Consider the following 22671-nt stretch of genomic DNA (forward strand, 5'->3'; position numbering starts at 1 on the left):
GTCAGATCTTGTCCACGGTCGCGAGCGCCTGGACCAGCAGGTCGTGCGCCTGTTCGAGCAGCTGCGCCTGCCGCGGGATGATCTCGGACGGATCGGGCTCACCGTCGGCGGTGACGTCGCGGGCGCGCGTGAGCAGACCCTCGACCTCGATATGGATCGACGCGGGATCCACGCCCGGATGGGGGCGTGGAAGGTGGTCGCCTGGGCGTGGAATCGACGTGCTCATCGTCGACCACGCTAGTGCATGCCGGTGACGAACCGGCACACCACGCAGACCCGGCTCAGCGGGATATTCCCCACCGTGCCAGCAGGTCGTCCGCCGCCACGACCCGACCGAAACCGGGGTTGGCCCAGGCGACGTCGAGCACGGCCCGCAGCGCGGCCATCGGGTCCGCCGCGAACTCCGAAGCCAGGTGCACATCCCGTCCGTCGAACGACACCGCTCCCGGCTCGCGCGGTCCCACCCGCAGCGCGGCCGCCTCGGCGTCGAGACCGGCGAGCGAGTCTGCCACATAGGTGGGGCGCTGATCCTGCGGCGCCCGGAGCAGGTCCGCGACCGTGCTGACGCCGGTCAGCACCAGCAACGAATCGGCGCCCACGGCGTTCGCACCGGCGATGTCGGTGTCGAGCCGGTCGCCGACCACGAGCGGACGCGAGGCGCCGCTGCGCACGACGGCGTCCTCGAGCAGCGGCGCGGCCGGTTTGCCCGCCACCAGCGGCTCACAGCCCGTCGCCGACCTCAGGGCCGCGACCATGGAACCGTTCCCGAGCACCAGGCCCCGCTCGGTGGGCAACGTCGAATCGACGTTCGTCGCCACCCACAGGGCGCCGGAGCGCAGTGCGAGCGTCGCCTCGGCGAGGATCGCCCACCCGGTCTCCGGGGAGTGTCCCTGCACGACCGCCACAGGCTCGGCGTCCGCGGAACGCACCGGAGTCAGACCGACCGCGGCGACCTCGTCGACGAGGGCCTCGGTACCCACAACCAGCACCGGGGCGCCGACCGGGACCCGCTCGGCCAACAGCCGGGCCGCGGACTGGGAACTGGTGACCACGTTCGACTCGTCGGCCGCGAAACCGAGTTCGCGCAGGTGTTTGGCGACCTCCGCCGGGCGACGGCTCGCGTTGTTGGTGACATAGAACAGCCGCTCGGCACCCTCCGACAATGCCTCGCGGGCCCCGGGCACCGCCTCGGCGCCGCGGTAGACGGTGCCGTCCAGATCGAGCAGGAGTACGTCGTAGAGCGCCCGCAACGACGCGCCGCCGGATGTACCGGTCACTGATCCTCTCCGGTGAGCTCGGCGACGCGTTCCTCGGCGTCGGTGTCCCCCTCGAGATCCGCCGCGGCGGCGTTGAGGAACCACTTCAATCCGTCCTCGGTACGTCCCGCGGCCACGAGTGCATCCGCGTACGCATAGAACAGGCGCGCGGCGGACGGGCCGGTGCGCGAGGCATCCAGGTCCGGGGTCTGCAGGGTGACCACCGCCTGGTCGAACTGTCCCAGATCCATCCGGGCGCCCGCCACGACGATGCGCAGCTCGGTGGCCTCGTCGCCGGTCAGCGCCCGAGCCTCGTCGCTGCGGCCCAGCTCGATCGCGCGCTCCGGCCGGCCGAGACCGCGCTCGCAGTCCGCCATGACCGCCAGCAATCCCGGTCCCCCGGCCATTCGTCGGGCGGCCCGCAACTCGGACAGCGCCTCCGCCCATTCGCCGGCGTGGTAGGCCGTGATGCCCGCTGCCTCACGAACCACGGCGATACGGCCGGCGCGCTGCCGCGCAGCGCGAGCGTGCGCCAGCGCCAGACGGGGATCGTCGTCGATCAGGCGGCCGGCCATGACCAGGTGCCGGGCCACTGCGTTGGCGTTCGACTTGTCGAGACTCAGCAGGTCCCGGCGGATCGTCGGATCGAGGTCCGACGCTTCGACGTCCTCGGGCAGGTCCGGCTCGTCCGGCCGGGCTTCGCGACGCGGAGCCGGAGCACCCTCGCGGCCACGGCTCGGGCCGAATCCACCCTCGCCGCCACGGCGACGCGGAGCGCCCCCGTCTCGCCGTTCGGGTCCGTGGCCGGCACGGGACGTGCCCGTGCGCCGATCGTCACGGCCCCGATCGTCGCGCCGGTCACCGGTGCGCCGATCGTCCCGACGGTCGTCGTTTGTGCCTCGATGCGGGCGCTCGCTGCGGGAACGGTCGTCGCGGGAACGGTCGTCGCGCCGCTCACCGTAGGGCCGATCTCGCCGGTCCCCCGACGGGCGATCGCTGTGGGGTCGCTCCGAGCGGCTACTCCCGCGGGAGTCGTCCGCGGAGCCCTTCGCCGGCTCGCTTCGCCGTTCCCCGCGGAAAGTGCGGTCCTCGCCGCGACGATCCGGTCGGCCGGCGACTCCCTGCCGGCGATCCTCGCCGCGGGCCGGGCCCCGGTCGCCACCCTGGCGGCGCTCGCCGCTGTCTCCGCGTCCCGACCTGGGAGTGGACCCTCCACTCCGGAAGGATCGACGCTCACCATCGTTGTCGGACACAGAAAAATCCTTTCATGAAAAACCAGAAAAACCACGAGAGGGGACCCAACTGGTGGGTCCCCTCTCGTAAACGGGTGTTCGGCGGTGTCCTACTCTCCCACACCCTGTCGGGTGCAGTACCATCGGCGCTGGAGGGCTTAGCTTCCGGGTTCGGAATGGGACCGGGCGTTTCCCCTCCGCTATGGCCGCCGTAACTCTGTGAAACTGTCCACACTCCTTCGGAGTGAATGGAGTGAACGCTGCCCTCTTTCACGGGGGCTGCGCCCACTCGATTCCCCGAAGAACATGGTGAATCGAGTGTGTTGTTTCAGATACCGCACAGTGGACGCGTAGCTTCTTTGTGGTAAGTCCTCGGCCTATTAGTACCGGTCACCTGCATGCGTTACCGCACTTCCAGTTCCGGCCTATCAACCCGGTGGTCTGCCGGGGGCCTTACCCCCTCGAGGGGGTGAGAAACCTCATCTTGGAACAGGCTTCCCGCTTAGATGCTTTCAGCGGTTATCCCTTCCGAACGTAGCCAACCAGCCGTGCCCCTGGCGGGACAACTGGCACACCAGAGGTTCGTCCGTCCCGGTCCTCTCGTACTAGGGACAGCCTTCCTCAAGTTTCTAACGCGCGCGGCGGATAGAGACCGAACTGTCTCACGACGTTCTAAACCCAGCTCGCGTGCCGCTTTAATGGGCGAACAGCCCAACCCTTGGGACCTACTCCAGCCCCAGGATGCGACGAGCCGACATCGAGGTGCCAAACCATCCCGTCGATATGGACTCTTGGGGAAGATCAGCCTGTTATCCCCGGGGTACCTTTTATCCGTTGAGCGACACCGCTTCCACATGCCGGTGCCGGATCACTAGTCCCGACTTTCGTCCCTGCTCGACCTGTCGGTCTCACAGTCAAGCTCCCTTGTGCACTTGCACTCGACACCTGATTGCCAACCAGGCTGAGGGAACCTTTGGGCGCCTCCGTTACATTTTGGGAGGCAACCGCCCCAGTTAAACTACCCACCAGGCACTGTCCCTGAACCCGATCAGGGTCCGAGGTTAGAGGTCCAATACGATCAGAGTGGTATTTCAACAACGACTCCACCCACACTGGCGTGCGGGCTTCCCAGTCTCCCACCTATCCTACACAAACCGAACCGAACACCAATACCAAGCTGTAGTGAAGGTCCCGGGGTCTTTTCGTCCTGCCGCGCGTAACGAGCATCTTTACTCGTAGTGCAATTTCGCCGAGTCTGTGGTTGAGACAGCAGAGAAGTCGTTACGCCATTCGTGCAGGTCGGAACTTACCCGACAAGGAATTTCGCTACCTTAGGATGGTTATAGTTACCACCGCCGTTTACTGGGGCTTAAATTCTCAGCTTCGCGGAGTGAACTCCGCTGACCGGTCCTCTTAACCTTCCAGCACCGGGCAGGCGTCAGTCCGTATACCTCGTCTTACGACTTCGCACGGACCTGTGTTTTTAGTAAACAGTCGCTTCTCTCTGGTCTCTGCGACCACCCCCGGCTCACGGAGCAAGTCCGGTCACCGGGACTGGTCCCCTTCTCCCGAAGTTACGGGGGCATTTTGCCGAGTTCCTTAACCACAGTTCTCTCGATCGCCTCGGTATTCTCTACCTGACCACCTGTGTCGGTTTGGGGTACGGGCCGTGTGAAAGCTCGCTAGAGGCTTTTCTCGGCAGCATAGGATCATGGAATTCGCCTCATTCGGCTACGCATCACCTCTCAGGCTGTGTGCGACACGGATTTGCCTGTGTCACGCCCTACGGGCTTACACCGGTACAACCACTGACCGGCCCCACTACCTTCCTGCGTCACCCCATCGCTTGGCTACTACCACCGAAGGTCCCGTGCAGCAGGCTCTCGGCTCCCGAAGGAACTCGATCACCCTTTGGACGGTTAGTACCGATGATTCACCAGGGGCGCGTTCACACGGGTACGGGAATATCAACCCGTTGTCCATCGACTACGCCTGTCGGCCTCGCCTTAGGTCCCGACTCACCCTGGGCGGATTAACCTGGCCCAGGAACCCTTGGTCATTCGGCGGACGAGTTTCTCACTCGTCTTTCGCTACTCATGCCTGCATTCTCACTCGCGCAGCCTCCACACCTGGATCACTCCGGCGCTTCCCCGGCTGCACGACGCTCCCCTACCCACCCACACCACTGCCGGACGATCCGTGGACCCTCCGGGGTGTTGTGCGAGTGCCGCGGCTTCGGCGGTGTACTTGAGCCCCGCTACATTGTCGGCGCAGAACCACTTGACCAGTGAGCTATTACGCACTCTTTCAAGGGTGGCTGCTTCTAAGCCAACCTCCTGGTTGTCTCAGCGATCCCACATCCTTTTCCACTTAGTACACGCTTAGGGGCCTTAGCCGGCGATCTGGGCTGTTTCCCTCTCGACTACGAAGCTTATCCCCCGCAGTCTCACTGCCGCGCTCTCACTCACCGGCATTCGGAGTTTGGCTGATTTCGGTAAGCTTGTGGGCCCCCTAGACCATCCAGTAGCTCTACCTCCGGTGAGAAACACGCGACGCTGCACCTAAATGCATTTCGGGGAGAACCAGCTATCACGGAGTTTGATTGGCCTTTCACCCCTACCCACAGCTCATCCCCTCAGTTTTCAACCTAAGTGGGTTCGGGCCTCCACGACGTCTTACCGTCGCTTCACCCTGGCCATGGGTAGATCACTCCGCTTCGGGTCTAGAACATGCCACTACAAACGCCCTGTTCGGACTCGCTTTCGCTACGACTACCCCACACGGGTTAACCTCGCGACATGCCACTAACTCGCAGGCTCATTCTTCAAAAGGCACGCCGTCACCCCCAGCAGACCAAACTGCTCGAAGGCTCCGACGGATTGTAAGCGCACGGTTTCAGGTACTATTTCACTCCCCTCCCGGGGTACTTTTCACCTTTCCCTCACGGTACTAGTCCGCTATCGGTCACCAGGGAGTATTCAGGCTTATCGGGTGGTCCCGACGGATTCACAGCAGATTTCACGGGCCCGCTGCTACTCGGGTACCCTCCACGAGAGCCGGCATGTTTTCGTCTACGGGATTCTCACCCTCTACGACAGGCCGTTCCAGACCATTTCGACTAACACACCGGTTTCTTACTCTCGCCCACCATGACAGTGATGGGAAGAAGGGCCCCACGACCCCACGAGTGCAACGCCTGCCAGCTCTCACACACCCGCGGTTTAGCCTCTTCCGTTTTCGCTCGCCACTACTCACGGAATCACATGTTGTTTTCTCTTCCTGTGGGTACTGAGATGTTTCACTTCCCCACGTTCCCTCCACACGCCCTATATATTCAGGCGCGGGTAACACGACATCACTCGTGCTGGGTTTCCCCATTCGGAAATCCTCGGATCACAGCTCGGTTGACAGCTCCCCGAGGCATATCGCAGCCTCCCACGTCCTTCATCGGCTCCTGGTGCCAAGGCATCCACCGTACGCTCATAAACACTTACAACAAAGATGCTCGCGTCCACTGTGCAGTTCTCAAACAACACACAACAACCGGTACCGGAAGAAGAAACAACCCCTTCGTTCCCGATCATCGTCGCTGACAAAACACTCGCGTGTTCTCTCAGGACCCAACAGTGCACCGATATAACTCCTCGGATCCCGCACAGAAACGGGACCCGGACGAGAAGTAGCTGTCAGCGTTCCACCCATGAGCACCACCGGATTACGTGTGAATCCGAAATGGCTCTGCCTCGCTCCCCCGGCACCTGTGTGCTGGTCCGAGCAAGGAGTTGCTCCTTAGAAAGGAGGTGATCCAGCCGCACCTTCCGGTACGGCTACCTTGTTACGACTTCGTCCCAATCGCCGATCCCACCTTCGACGGCTCCCTCCCACGAGGGGTTAGGCCACCGGCTTCGGGTGTTACCGACTTTCATGACGTGACGGGCGGTGTGTACAAGGCCCGGGAACGTATTCACCGCAGCGTTGCTGATCTGCGATTACTAGCGACTCCGACTTCACGGGGTCGAGTTGCAGACCCCGATCCGAACTGAGACCGGCTTTAAGGGATTCGCTCCACCTCGCGGTATCGCAGCCCTCTGTACCGGCCATTGTAGCATGTGTGAAGCCCTGGACATAAGGGGCATGATGACTTGACGTCGTCCCCACCTTCCTCCGAGTTGACCCCGGCAGTCTCCTGCGAGTCCCCAACCGAATTGCTGGCAACACAGGACAAGGGTTGCGCTCGTTGCGGGACTTAACCCAACATCTCACGACACGAGCTGACGACAGCCATGCACCACCTGTACACCGACCACAAGGGAAACCCCATCTCTGGGGCGGTCCGGTGTATGTCAAACCCAGGTAAGGTTCTTCGCGTTGCATCGAATTAATCCACATGCTCCGCCGCTTGTGCGGGCCCCCGTCAATTCCTTTGAGTTTTAGCCTTGCGGCCGTACTCCCCAGGCGGGGCGCTTAATGCGTTAGCTACGGCACGGATCCCGTGGAAGGAAACCCACACCTAGCGCCCACCGTTTACGGCGTGGACTACCAGGGTATCTAATCCTGTTCGCTACCCACGCTTTCGCTCCTCAGCGTCAGTTACTGCCCAGAGACCCGCCTTCGCCACCGGTGTTCCTCCTGATATCTGCGCATTTCACCGCTACACCAGGAATTCCAGTCTCCCTGCAGTACTCAAGTCTGCCCGTATCGCCTGCAAGCCCGCAGTTGAGCTGCGGGTTTTCACAGACGACGCGACAAACCGCCTACGAGCTCTTTACGCCCAGTAATTCCGGACAACGCTCGCACCCTACGTATTACCGCGGCTGCTGGCACGTAGTTGGCCGGTGCTTCTTCTGTACCTACCGTCACTCGCGCTTCGTCGGTACTGAAAGAGGTTTACAACCCGAAGGCCGTCATCCCTCACGCGGCGTCGCTGCATCAGGCTTGCGCCCATTGTGCAATATTCCCCACTGCTGCCTCCCGTAGGAGTCTGGGCCGTGTCTCAGTCCCAGTGTGGCCGGTCGCCCTCTCAGGCCGGCTACCCGTCGTCGCCTTGGTGGGCCGTTACCCCACCAACAAGCTGATAGGCCGCGGGCCCATCCTGCACCGGAAAACCTTTCCACCGACAGCCATGCGGCCGCCGGTCCTATCCGGTATTAGACCCAGTTTCCCAGGCTTATCCCGAAGTGCAGGGCAGATCACCCACGTGTTACTCACCCGTTCGCCACTAATCCACCCAGCAAGCTGGGCTTCATCGTTCGACTTGCATGTGTTAAGCACGCCGCCAGCGTTCGTCCTGAGCCAGGATCAAACTCTCCGTTGAAGACTCACAATCAAACCCCGAAGGGCCGATCAGTCATAGACATCGAGCCAAATCACCAGCAAAAAACTCAAACCAGCAAAAAACACTGACCACCACAGACGGAAGAATGCGGCAGCCAGCAACAACCACCCCCCGAAAAGAGAGGCGGTCGCACCAAACAAAATATTTGGCACTGACATTCATCGGCACACTGTTGAGTTCTCAAAGAACACGCACACACCATCGCTCCGCGCCTTCGCGCCTTGCTCCGGGGCAACCGTTCTAGCCTAACACTCTGAACTCGCGGACGCAAACAATGTCTGCGATCTTCGTGTTGGCTGCTCGACCGATCAGGGCGCAACCGCTTTCCGTACCTCTCGGTCCGGGTCGGCGTCCGTGTCGCTCGAACGACGACAAAGTTACGCCACCGCTAACGGGCCGTCAAATCCGCAGGTCAGCGGCCCGTCGGCGGTGGCGGCAGTGCGCTCAGCCGCGTTCGACTCGCACGCCGGCAAAGTTGCGCTTGCCTCGCCGCAGGACAAGCCAGCGGTCGTGCAGCAGATCCGCGCTCGACGGGGTCCACTCCTCGGATGAGATCCGTTGGTTGTTCACGGAGGCACCCCCCTCCTTGATCGTGCGTCGGGCAGCGCCCTTGCTCTCGCACAGGCCGGTCGCGACGAGCAGGTCCACGATCGTGCCGGGCTGCCCGTCGTGCACTTCCGCGACGGAGGCCTCTGCCAGCGCGGCCGAGAGGGTCGCTTCGTCCAGGTCCGCCAACTCTCCACGACCGAACAGCGCCCGGCTCGCAAGTTCGACCGCCCGGGTGTTGGCCTCGCCGTGAACGAGGGTCGTCATTTCGGCCGCAAGGCGGCGCTGCGCCTCGCGCGCCTGCGGCCGCTCGGCCGTCGCCGTCTCGAGTTCGGCGAGTTCGTCCTGATCCAGGAACGTGAACCACCGCAGGTACTTCACGACGTCGGCGTCGGCGGCGTTGACGAAGTACTGGTACCAGGCGTACGGCGTGGTCATCTCCGGGTCGAGCCAGAGGCTTCCGCCGCCGGTGGATTTCCCGAACTTCTTGCCGTCGGCCGAGGTGACGAGCGGGACGGTGAGCGCGTGCACGGCGGCACCGTCGGTCCGTCGGTTGAGCTCGACGCCCGCGATGATGTTGCCCCACTGGTCCGACCCCCCCACCTGCAGCGTGCACCCGTGCTCGCGACGCAACTGCACGTAGTCGTTGGCCTGCAGCAGCATGTAGCTGAACTCGGTGTACGAGATGCCGTCGCCCTCGAGCCGGCGCTTCACCGTGTCGCGAGCGAGCATGACGTTGACGGAGAAGTGCTTGCCGATATCGCGGAGGAAGTCGACGACGCTGAGCGAGGAGGTCCAGTCGGCGTTGTTCACGACGATCGCGCTGGTCGGCGAATCGTCGAAGTCCACGAACCGCTCGAGCTGACCGCGGATGCGTTCGGCCCATTCGGCGACCGTGTCCGCCGAGTTCATGGTCCGCTCCCCTACCTCCCGCGGATCTCCGATCATGCCGGTAGCGCCGCCCGCCAGCACGATGGGCCGGTGGCCCGCTCGCTGGAAACGCTTCAGGGCCAGCAACGGCACGAGGTGACCGGCATGCAGACTCGGCCCGGTGGGATCGAATCCGGCATAGAGCGTGACCGGGCCCGCGGCGAGATCGCGGCGGAGTGTGTCGAGGTCGGTCGATTGGGCGATCAGTCCACGCCAGGTCAGTTCGTCGAGGATGTGCTCAGTCACCGCTCGATCATCCCATCCGACGGGGAGCGGCCGGCGCGCGCGGGCTGCGCCGGTACGCCGACACCCCCACGGCGCCGGGGATCCACAGCCGCCACGGTCGTTCGGCCGCGACACTGATGCCCACGCGTGGGCCCGACGCGACCCGGTCGACGTCACCCAGAGTGAGTTTCGCGGTTGCGCCATCGTCGAGCACATCGATCCCGTTGTCCGCCAGCGTCAATCCCAAGGCGGCCGCGAGGTTGCCGGGTCCGCGGGCAAGGTTCGGTGCGGGAGTCCCGGCCGTTCGCCGGGAACGGACGATCTCCTCCCCCGCGACTACTTCGGCACCTCGCAGCAGTACCGCCGCGGCCACTCCGTCGGGCCCCACGGAGATGTTCGCGCAGTGGTGCAGCCCATAGCTGCGGTAGATGTAGAGATGGCCGGCAGGGCCGAACATCACCGCATTCCGCGGCGTACGTCCCCGGTAGGAGTGCGCCGCCGGATCGGGCCAGGGACCCTCCTTGGGCCCGCCGTAGGCCTCGACCTCCGTGATCCGCAGGACCACCTCGCCCGCGCACAGCGTGGCGCCGAGGATCGTGTGCGCCGCAGTCAGCGGGTCGACCCCGGTGAGCCGCTCGAACGCCACGCTCAGTCCGCCACCCGGTCCTCGGTCCAGCCAGCCACGCCGCGCGCGACGAAGTCCTCGTGTTCGGCCTCGGTCACCGCTCGGGCCTCGTCGACGAGGAGGACGGGGATGCCGTTCTCGATCGGATACGCGCGGCGCAACCGCGGGTTGTAGAGAACCGAATCGTCCACGAGGAGCAGCGGCCCCTTGTCCTGCGGGCAGGCCAGGATGCTCAGCAGCGTGGGATCGACAGCCACGGTGGTCCTCTCGACGGTGGTGCGGGACTCGGACGGCCCCAGGCTACCGTGCGCCCGGTGCCGGACCTGTGCCGACGCCGGTGAATCTCGCCGCGACCGCTTTGGTGAACCGCTTGTAGGTTCCGGTCGCCGGGTCGGCGAACCACGACCGCACGGTCGGCTTCGGCAGGCCCCGCGCCGGCAGGTCACCGGACATCGGCCGATACGTGGGCCCGAGTGCGATGTGCGGCACGACATGGACCAGGTCGGGCCGTTCCGGAGCGGGAACCGCGTCGAGTGCCGCCGTGATCTCGGCGGCGCTCGGCGCGCGGTTCTCGCGCAGGGTGCACGCGGCCACGGCGACTTCGGTGTCTCCGGTGCGCACGCCGTATACGACGCAGAGATCGACCCGCGGGATACCGCCGAGGGCATCCACCACCGGCTGGCCGTACACCGGTCCGTGCGGGGTGCGGATGACACTGTGCTTGCTGTCGAGCAGCCAGTAGTCACCGTCCTGGTCTCGTCGGAAGAGGTTCTCGGTGGGCACCCACACGTCGCCGAGTTCGAACACTCCCCGCATGACGCCGGGCAGCGCTTCCGTCGACGCGCTGGGCCGGCCGAGCAGGAGGCCGACCTCGCCGTCGGCGCTCTCGCGGACGAAGCCCCGCGCGTCCTCCACCAGCCGCCCGGTGGTCGGGCCCCACGCCGCCAGGCGTGCCTCGGCGCTGCCGGGCAGCGGCCGTCCCTTGCATCCGATCTTGGCACCCGAGACGTTGGCCAGGACGATCTCGCCGTCGGTGGAGGCATAGAACTCGAGCACCTGGGCAGGAGCGAAGCGTTCGAGGGTCCGCCGCCACAGGCCGGGCGTCATGCCCGAGCCGATGAAGAGGCGGACGGGGTGGATCTCGTCGATGTGCAGTGCCGGGCTGTCGAGGACGTCCCGCATCATCGCCCAGGTGTAGGTGACGACGGTGACGCCGTAGCGGTGCACTTCCTCGCTGAAGCGGGCGGGGTCCAGGCCGTGGGACAGGGCTATGCGGCAGCCGCCGGCGAGCGCGCCACCGAAGCTGACCAGGAGGCCGGACGAATGATGAAGCGGGGCAAGGCAATACACCGTGTCACCACGCCCCAGTGCGGCGGCGGTGGCGGTGCCGAAGGCCGAGAGCGCCCATCGGTGGTTGGAGATCTGACGCATCTCCAGGGTGTCGCCGCTCCCGGTGAACAGGAGGAAGGCGAGTTCGCGCGCGACGCCGGGGTCGGGCGCATACCAGCCGGGGAGTTCGACCGTGGTGATGTCGAGGTGTTCGAGATCGACGACGTCGGCGCCGGCCGGGATGTCCAGTTCGCGGATGCTGCCACCACCGAGGACCAGGGCCGGGATGCCGGTGGCGATCGCCTGCTGGAGGTTCTCGGGATCGGTGATGATCTTCTGGACGGCGCCCAACCGGATGGCCTCGTCGAGGTCGGGGCCGGGCGGGAGCAGGACCGACACCGCGCCGATGCGGGAGACGGCCGTGACCGCGGCCATCGCACTGGGACGGGTGTCCATGAGGACACCGATGTGGGCGGCGGGGCGGACACCGGAGTGCACCAGCCCGCGCACCACGTTGTCGATCCGCCGATTGACGTCGGCGAAGGTGTAGACGCGGTCCTCGTAGATGAAGCACTCGCGGTGCGGCCCCTTGCGGCACTGCTCCGTCAGGACGCCGGCGAGCGAGATGCGGGTTCGTGGCTGAATCTGTCCGAGCCGGGCCAGGCGCGGAAGGGCCCGGGCCGCCTCCCCCGACAGCTCCCGGGCCCCGCGCACCGTTTCGGAGGCCAGGTCGGCGATGCCCTTGCCGACCTCCACACCGACCTCGGCGATGGTGGCGACGGTGTGGGTGAGGCGGGCCGCGACGGACACCCCGGTCTCTCCTTCTGCGTGGAGCTCGGGGATCGCCATCCGGCCGACGCCGACCGGCCGGTCGCCGTGCCCTTCCCGCCACTGCACCCATTCGCCGACGGCGGGCCAGGTCTGCCGCGCCGCGGTGCCGCCCACGACGAGCCCGAAATGGCCTGCGCGCAAGGAGTATTCGAACACCTGAGCCCGGGGGGCGGCCTTGCGTATGCCGCGCACCGCGAGGGGCTGCCCGATGTCGTCCACCTCGCCGACGAACGCGAGGATGGGGCAAGTGATCTCGGCCAGGCTCACGGCCCGGTCGTTGATGACGAAGCCGCCGCTGACCATGCGGTTGTGCACGATGAACTGGCGAAGCAACTCGGCCACTGCAGGACCGGACCAGGCCACCCACCCCTCCGTGTCGAGGAAGCGGCGCTGAGGTTCGCGCGGCAGGAGGGCTTCCCGGTCGTGCAGCTGCATGAGGAACTCGATGCGCGAACGCACGGTCTTGACGGGGTCGAGGAACTGGAAGCCGGTCTTGGCCATCCACCCGGTGATGGCGAGCCGGTTGAAGACGTGGTCGGCGAGGAAGTCGGCGGCCCGGACGGCGACGCCCTCGGGAATCCCGAACGGCAGGGCGGCCAGGGTGTCCACGGGGCTGCCGAAGGTGATCAGGCTGGCGACGTGCCGACTGCGGCGGTAGGCCGCGGCCTGATAGCAGAACATGCCGCCCTGCGAGTACCCGGCCAGGTGGATGTCCCGGCCGGTGTATTCGTGCACGTGATCGATGATCTCGTCGAGGGCGATGATGTGGTCGGTGAGGGTGCGGTCCCACCCGCCTTCTTCCCGGTCCGGGGAGCCGAAGTCGACCACCCAGGGGTCGAGACCCATCGAGTGCAGGATGCCGACGGCTCCGGTATCGCGGGTGACGTCGTAGACGTCCGCCGACATCATCATCGGGGGGACCAGCACCACCGGAGCAGCATTCTCGGCGGCGTCGGATTCCGGGTAGTAGTGCCGCAGCCTGTACATGCCGGTCCGCTCGACGATCTGGAACGGCGACGGTGTCGCCCCCGTTTCCAGACCGCCGTGACGGACCACCTCGAGGCCGTTCTGCGCGGTCGCCACCACGCGCCGCAGGGGCCCCATCACCGATCCACCGCCCAGTGCCACGAACCTCTTCCCATCCGCCGAGTTCTGCGTGTGTCCACCCTGTCAGGAATGACAGCCTGCCACATTACGTCGAGGCGATGGCCCTGTTCACCGAGCGGGCCGGTCAGCTGCGCACCCAGTCCCGCAGCGCGCGAGCGGCGGCACGAACTCCGTCGAGCTGTTCACCTACCCGGGCGCCCGCGGTGCCGCCGCGGGCGTTGCGGGAAGCGATGGAGCCCTCCACGGTGAGCACCTCGCGGACCTGCGGCGTCAGCGCGGGGTCGACCGCCGTCAGCTCGTCGTCGGTGAGTTCCTCGAGGCCGACGCCGCGCGCCTCCGCCGCGCGCACGCACGCCCCGGCCGCCTCGTGTGCGACGCGGAACGGGACACCCTGGCGCACCATCCACTCGGCGATGTCGGTGGCGAGGGTGAATCCGGCGGGTGCCAACTGGGCCATACGATCGGTGTGGAAGGTCAGGGTGGACACGAGACCGGTGATCGCCGGCAGCAGCAGCTCGAGCTGCAGGACCGAGTCGAACACCGGCTCCTTGTCCTCCTGCAGGTCCCGGTTGTACGCCAGCGGTTGGGCCTTGAGGGTGGCGAGCAGGCCCGTGAGGTTGCCGATGAGGCGACCTGCCTTGCCCCGGGTCAGTTCCGAGACGTCCGGGTTCTTCTTCTGCGGCATGATCGACGATCCGGTGGACCACTCGTCGGCGAGGGTGATGTAGCCGAACTCCGGGGTGCTCCAGAGGATGACCTCCTCCGCCATGCGGGAGAGGTCGACCGCGATCATGGCGAACACGAACGCGGCCTCGGCGGCGAAGTCGCGCGCGGAGGTGGCGTCGATCGAGTTCTCGGCGGCGGAGTCGAAGTTCAGTTCTGCCGCGATCGCGTCGGGGTCGAGGCCGAGGGAGGAGCCGGCGAGCGCTCCCGAGCCGTACGGGGACACCGCCGCACGCGCGTCGAAGTCCCGCAGCCGCTGCACGTCGCGCAGCAGCGGGTGGGCGTGCGCGAGCAGGTGGTGCGCGAGCAGTACCGGCTGTGCTGCCTGCAGGTGGGTCTTGCCCGGCATCACCGCGGCGGGATGCGCGGCGGCCTGGTCGGCGAGGGCGTCGACGACGGCGAGGACACCGTCGGCGATACGTCGCGCCGCGTCGCGCAGCCACATCCGGAACAGGGTGGCGACCTGATCGTTGCGGGAGCGGCCGGCTCGCAGCCGGCCGCCGACGTCGGGACCGACCCGCTCGATGAGCCCACGTTCGAGGGCGCCGTGGACGTCCTCGTCGGACTCGGCCGGGGCGAACGCGCCGGAGGCGACGTCGGCGCCGAGCCGGTCGAGGCCGTCGAGCATGGTGGCGAGGTCGGCCTCGCTGAGCAGGCCGGCCTTGTGCAGCACGCGCGCGTGCGCCTTGGAGGCCCGGACGTCGTAGGGGGCGAGCGCCCAGTCGAAGTGGGTGGACTTGCTCAGTGCCGCCATGGCGGCGGCCGGTCCGGATGCGAACCGGCCGCCCCACAGGGCGCCCTCGTTGGTGCCGTGACTCTGGATGCCTTCGGCATCGTGACTCTGGATGCCTTCGGCATCGTGACTCCGGATGCCTTCGGCGTCGTGGGCGGTCATGACTACAGGCCCAGGTCCCGCTTGGCGGCGACCTTGGAGGACAGGCCGTGGATCTGGACGAAGCCCTTGGCGTTGGACTGGTCGAAGCTGTCGCCCTCGTCGTAGGTAGCGAGGTTGAAGTCGTACAGCGATTCGGCGCTGCGGCGGCCGTTGACGGCGATGTGGCCGCCGTGCAGGACGAGCCGGATGTCGCCGGAGACGTGCTCCTGGGTGTTCTGGACGAACGCGTCGAGCGCGTACTTCAGCGGCGAGTACCAGAGACCGTCGTAGACCAGCTCGCTCCAGCGCTCCTCCACGCGGCGCTTGTACCGGCCGAGCTCGCGTTCGAGGGTGACGTGCTCGAGCTCCTGGTGGGCGTGGATGAGGGTGAGAGCGCCGGGGGCCTCGTAGATCTCGCGGCTCTTGATGCCGACGAGGCGGTCCTCGACCATGTCGAGGCGGCCGACGCCTTGGGCGCCGGCGCGGCGGTTCAGTTCCTGGATGGCCTCGAGCACGGTGACCGGCCGGCCGTCGATCGCGGTGGGCACGCCCTTCTCGAAGGTGATGATCAGCTCGTCGGGGGCCTGCCAGTTGAGGCTGGGGTCCTCGGTGTAGTCGTAGACGTCCTTGGTGGGGGCGTTCCACAGGTCCTCGAGGAAGCCGGTCTCGACGGCACGGCCCCACACGTTCTGGTCGATCGAGAACGGGGACTTCTTGGTGACGTTGATCGGCAGGTTGTGCTCGCCGGCGAAGGCGATGGCCTTCTCGCGGGTCCAGGCGTAGTCGCGGACGGGGGCGATGACCTCGAGGTCGGGGGCGAGGGCGCCGAAGCCGACCTCGAAGCGGACCTGGTCGTTGCCCTTGCCGGTGCAACCGTGCGAGACGACCGTGCCGCCGTGATCGCGGGCAGCCTTGACGATGTGCTTGACGATCAGGGGGCGGCTGATCGCGGAGACCAGCGGGTAGCGGTCCATGTAGAGGGCGTTGGCCTGGACGGTCGGCAGGCAGTACTCCTCCGCGAACTCGTCCTTGGCGTCGACGACGACGGATTCGACCGCGCCGCAGTCGAGGGCGCGCTGGCGCACGACCTCCATGTCCTCGCCGCCTTGGCCGAGATCGATGGCGACGGCGACGACCTCCTTGCCGGTCTCCTTGCCGATCCAGCTGATGGCGACGGAGGTGTCCAGCCCGCCCGAGTAGGCGAGTACGACGCGATCGGCCATTGTGTTTGTGCTCCTTCTTGATTGAACTTGCGTCTATCGGTGCTCGGTGCGCGATCGGATCAGGCCAGGGATTCGATCTTCGCGGCGAGGTCGGCTCCGGTGAGGGGCTCGCGCGCGATCACCGCGATGGTGTCGTCGCCGGCGATGGTGCCGACCACTTCGGGTAATGATGCCCGATCGAGTGCGCTGGCCAGATAGTGCGCTGCTCCGGGTGGGGTGCGGAGCACGGCGATGTTGCCGCTCGAGTCGGTGGAGACCAGCAGTTCGCCGAGGAGGCGGGAGAGCCGGTCGGTGCCTCCGGACACGCCGCGGACGGGGCTCCCGTCCTCGGGGACGACGTACACGCCGGGCCCGCCGTCGGCCCCGCGGAGCTTGACCGCTCCGAGCTCCTCGAGGTCGCGGGAGAGGGTGGCGTTGGACACCTCGATGCCTTCGGCGGCCAGCAGCGCGGCGAGTTCCGGCTGGCTGCGGATCGCGTGGGTGGCGACGAGCGCGGTGATCCGGGCCTGCCGGGCCGCGCGGGTCGGGGCCGCGGCGGCGCCGGCCGGTCCGGCGCCGCTCGACGGTTCGGCCACGCTGCTCACGGTTACCGTTCGCGCTGCTCGAGCAGCCACACGAGCAGCGCCTTCTGTGCGTGGAGGCGGTTCTCGGCCTCGTCCCACACCACCGACTGCGGTCCGTCCAGGACCTCGTCGGTGACCTCGTCGCCGCGGTGGGCGGGCAGGCAGTGCAGCACGACGGCGTTCGGGTCGGCGAGCGCGAGCAGCTCGGCGTTGACCTGGTACGGGCGGAAGGGACCGACGCGGTCGAGTCCGTCGTTCTCCTGGCCCATGGAGGTCCAGGTGTCGGTGACGAGGGCGTCGGCGCCGGCGACGGCGGCGCGCGGGTCCTCGGTGAGGGTGATCCGCGCGCCGGTTTCGGCGGCGCGGGCGCGGGCCGCGTCCACGACGGCGGGGTTCGGGACGAAACCGGCGGGGGCGGCGATCGTGACGTCGATGCCGGCGGTGACACCGCCGAGCAGCAGCGAGTGCGCCATGTTGTTGGCACCGTCGCCGAGGTAGGTCAGCTTCAGCCCGTGCAGCTCACCCTTGTGCTCGCGGAGGGTGAGCAGGTCCGCGAGGACCTGGCAGGGGTGGTACTCGTCGGAGAGGGCGTTGACGAGGGGCACGGTGGCGCCTTCGGCCATCGCCTGGAGCCGGTCCTGGCCGAAGGTGCGCCAGACGACGGCGTCGACGTAGCGGGACAGGACGCGGCCGGTGTCCTGCAGGGTTTCCTCGCGTCCGAGCTGGGTGGTGCGGCCGTCGACGACGACGGCGTGGCCGCCGAGCTGGGCGATACCCATCTCGAAGGAGAAGCGGGTGCGGGTCGAGTTCTTCTCGAAGATGACTCCGACGCCGCGCGGGCCCTCGAGGGGACGGGCCGAGAACGGGGCCTTCTTCAGGGCCGCGGCGAGGTCGAGGACCTCGCTCTGCTGCGCGGGCGTGAGGTCGTCGTCCTTGAGGAAGTGCTTCACCATGGGTCTAGTTTCCTTCCTGCTGGGCGGCGTCGAGCACGCAGGGCAGCGTCGCGACGAACCCGTCGGCCTGTTCCTGGGTGAGGATCAGCGGCGGCGCGAGGCGGATGACGTCGGGGGCGGCGGCGTTGACGAGATAGCCGGCGTCCCGGGCGGCCGCTTCGACGGCGGGTGCCTTGGTGTCGGTGAGGACGATGCCGAGCAGCAGGCCGGCGCCTCGGACGTGGTCGACGAGGGGGTGCCCGAGCGCTTCGATGCCGGTGGCGATGGATTTGCCGACGGCGTCGACGTGGGCGAGCAGGTGCTGTTCGTCGATGGTGCGCAGGACGGCGAGCGCGGCGGCGGCGCACACCGGGTTGCCGCCGAAGGTGGTGCCGTGCTTGCCGGGCTGGAAGAAGTCGGCGGCCGGTCCGGTGGCGACGACGGCGCCGATGGGCAGGCCACCGCCGAGCCCCTTGGCGAGGGTCATCACGTCGGGCACGATGCCGACGGCCTGGTGGGCGAAGAACGTGCCGGTGCGGGCGATGCCGGTCTGCACCTCGTCGAGGACGAGCAGCGCCCCGCGTTCGGCGGTGATGCGGCGGGCGTGGGCCAGGTAGCCCTCGGGGGGCACGACGACGCCGGACTCCCCCATGATCGGTTCGAGGAACACGGCGGCGGTGTTCTCGTCGACGGCGGCGTCGAGGGCGTCCGCGTCGCCGTAGGGGACGAATTCGACGCCGGGGGGCATGGGTTCGAACGGGGCGCGCTTGTCGGGCTGGCCCGTGAGTGCCAGGGCGCCCATGGTGCGGCCGTGGAAGGCCTTCTCGGCGGCGATGATCTTGGGGCGTCCGGTGAGCCGGGCGAGCTTGAACGCAGCCTCGTTGGCTTCGGTGCCGGAGTTGCAGAAGAACGCCCGGCCGGGGTGCCCGAAGTGCGCGAGGAGACGCTCGGCGAGTTCGACGACGGGTCCGCTGGCGTAGAGATTGGACACGTGGCCGAGCGTGTCGAGTTGCGCGGTGACGGCCTCGCGGATGGCGGGATGGCGGTGACCGAGGGCGTTGACGGCGATGCCGCCGAGCAGGTCGAGGTACTGCTTGCCGTCGGCGTCGGTGACGACGGCACCGTCGCCGGCGACGAGGGCGACCTTGGGGACGCCGTAGTTGTTCATCAGCGACCCGGCCCAGCGCTGCTGGAGTTCGGAGGTGCCGGTCATGAGGTGCCTTCCTGGGTGGGTGCGGTCGTCCGGGGGTGGGTGGGAGTGACCATCGTGCCGATGCCTTCCTCGGTGAGGAGTTCGAGCAGCACCGAGTGCGGCTGGCGTCCGTCGATGACGTGGGCGGTGGGCACGCCGCCGCGGACGGCCCGCAGGCAGGCCTCCATCTTCGGGACCATGCCGGCGTCGAGGGACGGCAGCAGATCGGCCAGGGCGTCGGCTTCGATGCTGGTGGCGAGGGAACTGCGGTCGGGCCAATCGGTGTAGAGGCCCTCGACGTCGGTGAGGACCACGAGCTTCTCCGCGCCGAGGGCCTCGGCGAGGGCGGCGGCGGCGGTGTCGGCGTTGATGTTGTGGACCACGCCGTCGGCATCGGGGGCAATGGTGGAGACGACGGGGATGCGGCCGGCCGCGATGAGGTCGTGGACGGCGGCGGGGTCCACGGTAGTGACGTCGCCGACGAGACCGATGTCGGTGTCCTCGCCGTCGACGACGACCGTGCGGCGGGTGGCTGTGAAGAGGTGGGCGTCCTCGCCGGAGATGCCGACGGCGTACGGGCCGTGGGCGTTGATCAGGCCGACGAGTTCGCGGCCGACCTGGCCGAACAGCACCATGCGGACGACGTCCATCACCTCGGGGGTGGTGACGCGGAAACCACCGCGGAACTCACCTGCCATGCCCAGTCGCTTCAGCATGGCGTTGATCTGCGGTCCGCCGCCGTGGACGACGACGGGATGGACGCCGACGGTGCGCAGGAACGCCATGTCGGCGGCGAAGGCGCGCTTGAGGTCGTCGTCGATCATGGCGTTGCCGCCGTACTTGACCACGACGATCTTGCCGCGGAACTTCTGCAGCCACGGCAGGGCCTCGGCGAGGACGTACGCCTTCTGGTGGGCGGTGAGCTGCGCGATGGGATCGGTGGCCATATCGGTTCCGGTCATGACGAGTAGGCCGAGTTCTCTTCGACGTAGCCGTGGGAGAGGTCGGTGGTGCGGATGGTCACCTCGGCGTCGCCGACGCCGAGGTCGATGTCGAGGGCGATGTCGGGGCCGGAGAGGTCGACCTCGCGGGCGCCGGGGGCGCCGACACCGTCGATGCACACCGGGGAGCCGTTGAACGTGACGGAGATGCGGTTCGGGTCGAGGTCGATCGGGGCGATGCCGATCGCGGCGAGGACGCGACCCCAGTTGGGGTCGGAACCGAACAGGGCGGTCTTGACGAGGTTGTCGCGCGCGACGGTGCGCGCGCCGACGAGGGCGTCCTGTTCGCTTGCGGCGCCGCGGACGGTGACGGTGACCCGCTTGGTGACGCCCTCGGCGTCGGCCATCATCTGCCCGGCGAGGTCGTCGCACACCGCGAGGACGGCGGCGTCGAGCTGTTCCTGGGTGGGGGCGATGCCGCTGGCACCGGACGCGAGCAGCAGCACGGTGTCGTTGGTGGAGGTGGACCCGTCGACGTCGAGGCGGTCGAATGTCAGCCGGGTGGCGGCGCGCAGGGCGCGGTCGAGCTGCTCGGCGGTGGCGACGGCGTCGGTGGTGACGACGCACAGCATGGTGGCCAGAGCGGGGGCGAGCATGCCGGCGCCCTTGGCCATGCCGCCGACGTTCCACTTGTCGGCGTGGTGCAGGGCCGCCTGCTTGGGCACCGTGTCGGTGGTCATGATGGCGTAGGCGGCGTCGGTGCCGCCGGAGATGCCGCCGGCGAGTTCGTGGACGATCTCCTCCACCCCGGCGAGGACCTTGCCCATGGGCAGCCGGTCGCCGATGAGCCCGGTAGAGCACACGGCGATCTCGCCCGCACCGGTCTCGGTGCCCCAGTTGCTGAGGGTTTCGGCGACCTTCTCCGCGGTGGCGTGGGTGTCCTGGAACCCGCCGGGGCCGGTGCAGGCGTTGGCGCCGCCGCTGTTCAGGATCACCGCGCGCAGGGCGCCGGAGGTGAGGACCTGCTGCGACCACAGCACGGGTGCGGCCTTGATCTTGTTGGTGGTGAACACGCCGGCGGCGGTCAGCTCCGGACCCTCGTTGAAGACCAGCGCGAGGTCCGGGTTGCCGGAGGCCTTGATGCCGGCGGGGATGCCCGCGGCGCGGAACCCGGCGGGCGACGTGACGCCCTGGGTGCGGATCAGGCGTCCGCCGGCGATGTCGACGGCGTCGGCGTAGACGTGCTCGTCGGTGGAGTGTCTGTCGATGCTCACGGGGCGACTCCCACGGTGGACAGGCCGGCGGTCTCGGGCAGGCCGAGTGCCAGGTTCATGGACTGCACCGCCGCGCCGGCGGTGCCTTTGGTCAGGTTGTCGAGCGCGGCGATGGCGACGAGGACGCCGGCGTCGGGGTCGACGGTGACGGCGAGCTGCACGGCGTTGGAGCCGAGCACCGCACCGGTGGTGGGCAGCACCCCTTCGGGCAGCACCTGGACGAACGGCTCGTCGGCGTAGGCCTTCTCGTACACGGCCCGGGCCTCGTCGGCGGTGGCCGTGGTGGGGGCTGTGCAGGTCGCGAGGATGCCGCGGGGCATCGGCGCCAGCACGGGGGTGAAGGAGACGGTCACGGCGGCATCGGTCAGGGCGGCGAGGTTCTGCTTGATCTCCGGCGTGTGCCGGTGCGCTCCGCCGACGCCGTAGGCCCGCACCGAGCCCATCACCTCGGAGCCGAGGAGGTCGACCCTGGGGGACTTGCCGGCGCCGGAGGTGCCGGACACGGCGACGACCTGGACCCTCGGCTCGACGATGCCGGCCGCGACGGCGGGGGCCAGGGCGAGGGTGGCCGACGTGGGATAGCACCCAGGGACCGCGATGCGGGTGGCGCCGATCAGGTGCTCACGCTTGCCGGGCAGCTCGGGCATGCCGTAGGGCCAGGTTCCTGCGTGGTCGCCGCCGTACCAGCGTTCCCAGTCGGCCGACTCGGACAGACGGAAGTCGGCGCCGCAGTCGATGACGACGGTGGTGTCGGGCAGTTGCTCGGCGATGACGGCGGAGTGGCCGTGGGGCAGGCCGAGGAACACGACGTCGTGGCCGGCCAGGGTGTCGAGATCGGTGGCGCCGAGGATGCGGTCGGCCAGCGGAAGCAGGTGGGGATGGAACTCGCGGAGCGTCGCGCCGGCGTTGCCGCCGGCGGTGAGCGCGCCGACGACGAGCCGGCCGTCCTGATAGGCGGGATGACCGAGAAGCAGGCGCAGGATTTCGCCGCCCGCGTACCCGCTGGCCCCCGCGACGGCGACCCGAATCGGTGACTGTGCGGTCGCCGTGAATTCCGGTGAGTTACCCATACGATTGATTATGCATCATCATGCAACTTCATTCATACGGGTGGGTCGGACCGGACCGGCTCACCCCTCGGCCAGCGAACGGCGGATCTCGGTCAGCTTGTCGGCGGCGGCCCGTCGGCGCTCGTCGAACTGTTCCTCGAGCGTGCGCCCCGCCGCGCTCTCGCGGGCAAGTTCCTCCGCACCGATCGCCGTGCCTGCGCGGCGTTCGATCTTCTCACGCACCGAGTCGAACGTGGGCACTCCGGCCGAGGTGTAACCGGCGGCCGCCCCCTCGGCAGGTGTCACGTCCGGCCCGACCGGGGACGGCGGGACGTCCGGCACCGAAGGCGAGCCCGGTTCCGCCGGTGTCACGTCCGGGACCGACGGAGAACCGGGCTCGGCCGGGGTGACGTCGGGCACGGGCGTGTCCGGAGCGTCGGGGTCGGGGGACGACGGATCCGTGGTCATGCTCCCAGGCTACGTC

The 22671-nt window shown here is 67.7% G+C and carries 16 protein-coding genes and 3 rRNA genes; all 19 read right to left on the bottom strand.

What is annotated here, in order from left to right; translation table 11 throughout:
• Position 1: 1 nt before the first annotated feature.
• Positions 2–226, bottom strand: a complete 225-nt coding sequence (locus tag ISO16_RS03925) for a hypothetical protein (RefSeq protein WP_029543879.1) — start codon at positions 224–226, stop codon at positions 2–4.
• 55 nt (positions 227–281) lie between these two features.
• Positions 282–1277, bottom strand: a complete 996-nt coding sequence (locus tag ISO16_RS03930; protein ID WP_072635315.1) for an HAD-IIA family hydrolase — start codon at positions 1275–1277, stop codon at positions 282–284.
• On the bottom strand, positions 1274–2509 hold the full coding sequence (locus tag ISO16_RS03935; protein WP_072635316.1) for a tetratricopeptide repeat protein: 1236 nt from the start codon (positions 2507–2509) through the stop codon (positions 1274–1276). Before ISO16_RS03935 ends, ISO16_RS03930 begins: the two co-directional genes overlap by 4 nt.
• A gap of 76 nt (positions 2510–2585) precedes the next feature.
• Positions 2586–2702, bottom strand: a 5S ribosomal RNA gene (rrf, locus tag ISO16_RS03940).
• Between the two features lie 146 nt (positions 2703–2848).
• Positions 2849–5984: ribosomal RNA gene (locus ISO16_RS03945) — 23S ribosomal RNA — on the bottom strand.
• A 297-nt stretch (positions 5985–6281) separates the two neighbouring features.
• A 16S ribosomal RNA gene (locus ISO16_RS03950) occupies positions 6282–7802 on the bottom strand.
• Together the 16S, 23S and 5S rRNA genes form the textbook arrangement of a ribosomal RNA operon.
• A 465-nt stretch (positions 7803–8267) precedes the next feature.
• A complete protein-coding gene (tyrS, locus tag ISO16_RS03955; protein WP_072635334.1) occupies positions 8268–9545 on the bottom strand; it encodes a tyrosine--tRNA ligase in 1278 nt (425 codons plus the stop codon).
• Between the two features lie 7 nt (positions 9546–9552).
• Positions 9553–10170, bottom strand: a complete 618-nt coding sequence (locus tag ISO16_RS03960) for a DNA-3-methyladenine glycosylase (RefSeq protein ID WP_072635335.1) — start codon at positions 10168–10170, stop codon at positions 9553–9555.
• A gap of 2 nt (positions 10171–10172) precedes the next feature.
• Positions 10173–10406, bottom strand: coding sequence for a Trm112 family protein (locus ISO16_RS03965; RefSeq protein ID WP_006936479.1), 234 nt, complete (start codon positions 10404–10406; stop codon positions 10173–10175).
• Between the two features lie 43 nt (positions 10407–10449).
• The gene (locus tag ISO16_RS03970; RefSeq protein WP_072635336.1) at positions 10450–13413 is read right to left on the bottom strand and encodes an AMP-binding protein; all 2964 of its coding nucleotides are present in this window, start codon (positions 13411–13413) and stop codon (positions 10450–10452) included.
• 127 nt (positions 13414–13540) lie between these two features.
• Positions 13541–14962, bottom strand: coding sequence for an argininosuccinate lyase (gene argH, locus ISO16_RS03975; protein WP_043799656.1), 1422 nt, complete (start codon positions 14960–14962; stop codon positions 13541–13543).
• Positions 14963–15036: 74 nt separating this feature from the next.
• Complete coding sequence (locus tag ISO16_RS03980; RefSeq protein WP_006936483.1) at positions 15037–16236, bottom strand: argininosuccinate synthase; 1200 nt, start codon at positions 16234–16236, stop codon at positions 15037–15039.
• A 59-nt stretch (positions 16237–16295) separates the two neighbouring features.
• A complete protein-coding gene (locus tag ISO16_RS03985; protein ID WP_006936485.1) occupies positions 16296–16811 on the bottom strand; it encodes an arginine repressor in 516 nt (171 codons plus the stop codon).
• An 11-nt stretch (positions 16812–16822) separates the two neighbouring features.
• The gene (gene argF / locus ISO16_RS03990; RefSeq protein ID WP_006936487.1) at positions 16823–17752 is read right to left on the bottom strand and encodes an ornithine carbamoyltransferase; all 930 of its coding nucleotides are present in this window, start codon (positions 17750–17752) and stop codon (positions 16823–16825) included.
• Positions 17753–17756: 4 nt separating this feature from the next.
• Positions 17757–18944 carry an acetylornithine transaminase gene (locus ISO16_RS03995; protein WP_006936489.1) on the bottom strand — a complete coding sequence of 396 codons (1188 nt, stop codon included), beginning with the start codon at positions 18942–18944 and terminating at the stop codon, positions 17757–17759.
• The gene (gene argB, locus ISO16_RS04000) at positions 18941–19885 is read right to left on the bottom strand and encodes an acetylglutamate kinase (RefSeq protein ID WP_072635337.1); all 945 of its coding nucleotides are present in this window, start codon (positions 19883–19885) and stop codon (positions 18941–18943) included. Before argB ends, ISO16_RS03995 begins: the two co-directional genes overlap by 4 nt.
• Positions 19882–21138, bottom strand: a complete 1257-nt coding sequence (gene argJ / locus ISO16_RS04005) for a bifunctional glutamate N-acetyltransferase/amino-acid acetyltransferase ArgJ (RefSeq protein ID WP_006936493.1) — start codon at positions 21136–21138, stop codon at positions 19882–19884. The genes argB and argJ overlap by 4 nt, the downstream gene beginning before the upstream one ends.
• Complete coding sequence (gene argC / locus ISO16_RS04010) at positions 21135–22208, bottom strand: N-acetyl-gamma-glutamyl-phosphate reductase (protein WP_043799637.1); 1074 nt, start codon at positions 22206–22208, stop codon at positions 21135–21137. The genes argJ and argC overlap by 4 nt, the downstream gene beginning before the upstream one ends.
• A 60-nt stretch (positions 22209–22268) precedes the next feature.
• Positions 22269–22655 (bottom strand): PspA/IM30 family protein, encoded by a 387-nt coding sequence (locus ISO16_RS04015; RefSeq protein ID WP_072635338.1) that lies wholly within the window; start codon positions 22653–22655, stop codon positions 22269–22271.
• Positions 22656–22671 lie beyond the last annotated feature (16 nt).

The sequence above is a fragment of the Rhodococcus sp. M8 genome, assembly GCF_015654185.1.
Taxonomy (GTDB): domain Bacteria; phylum Actinomycetota; class Actinomycetes; order Mycobacteriales; family Mycobacteriaceae; genus Rhodococcus; species Rhodococcus aetherivorans.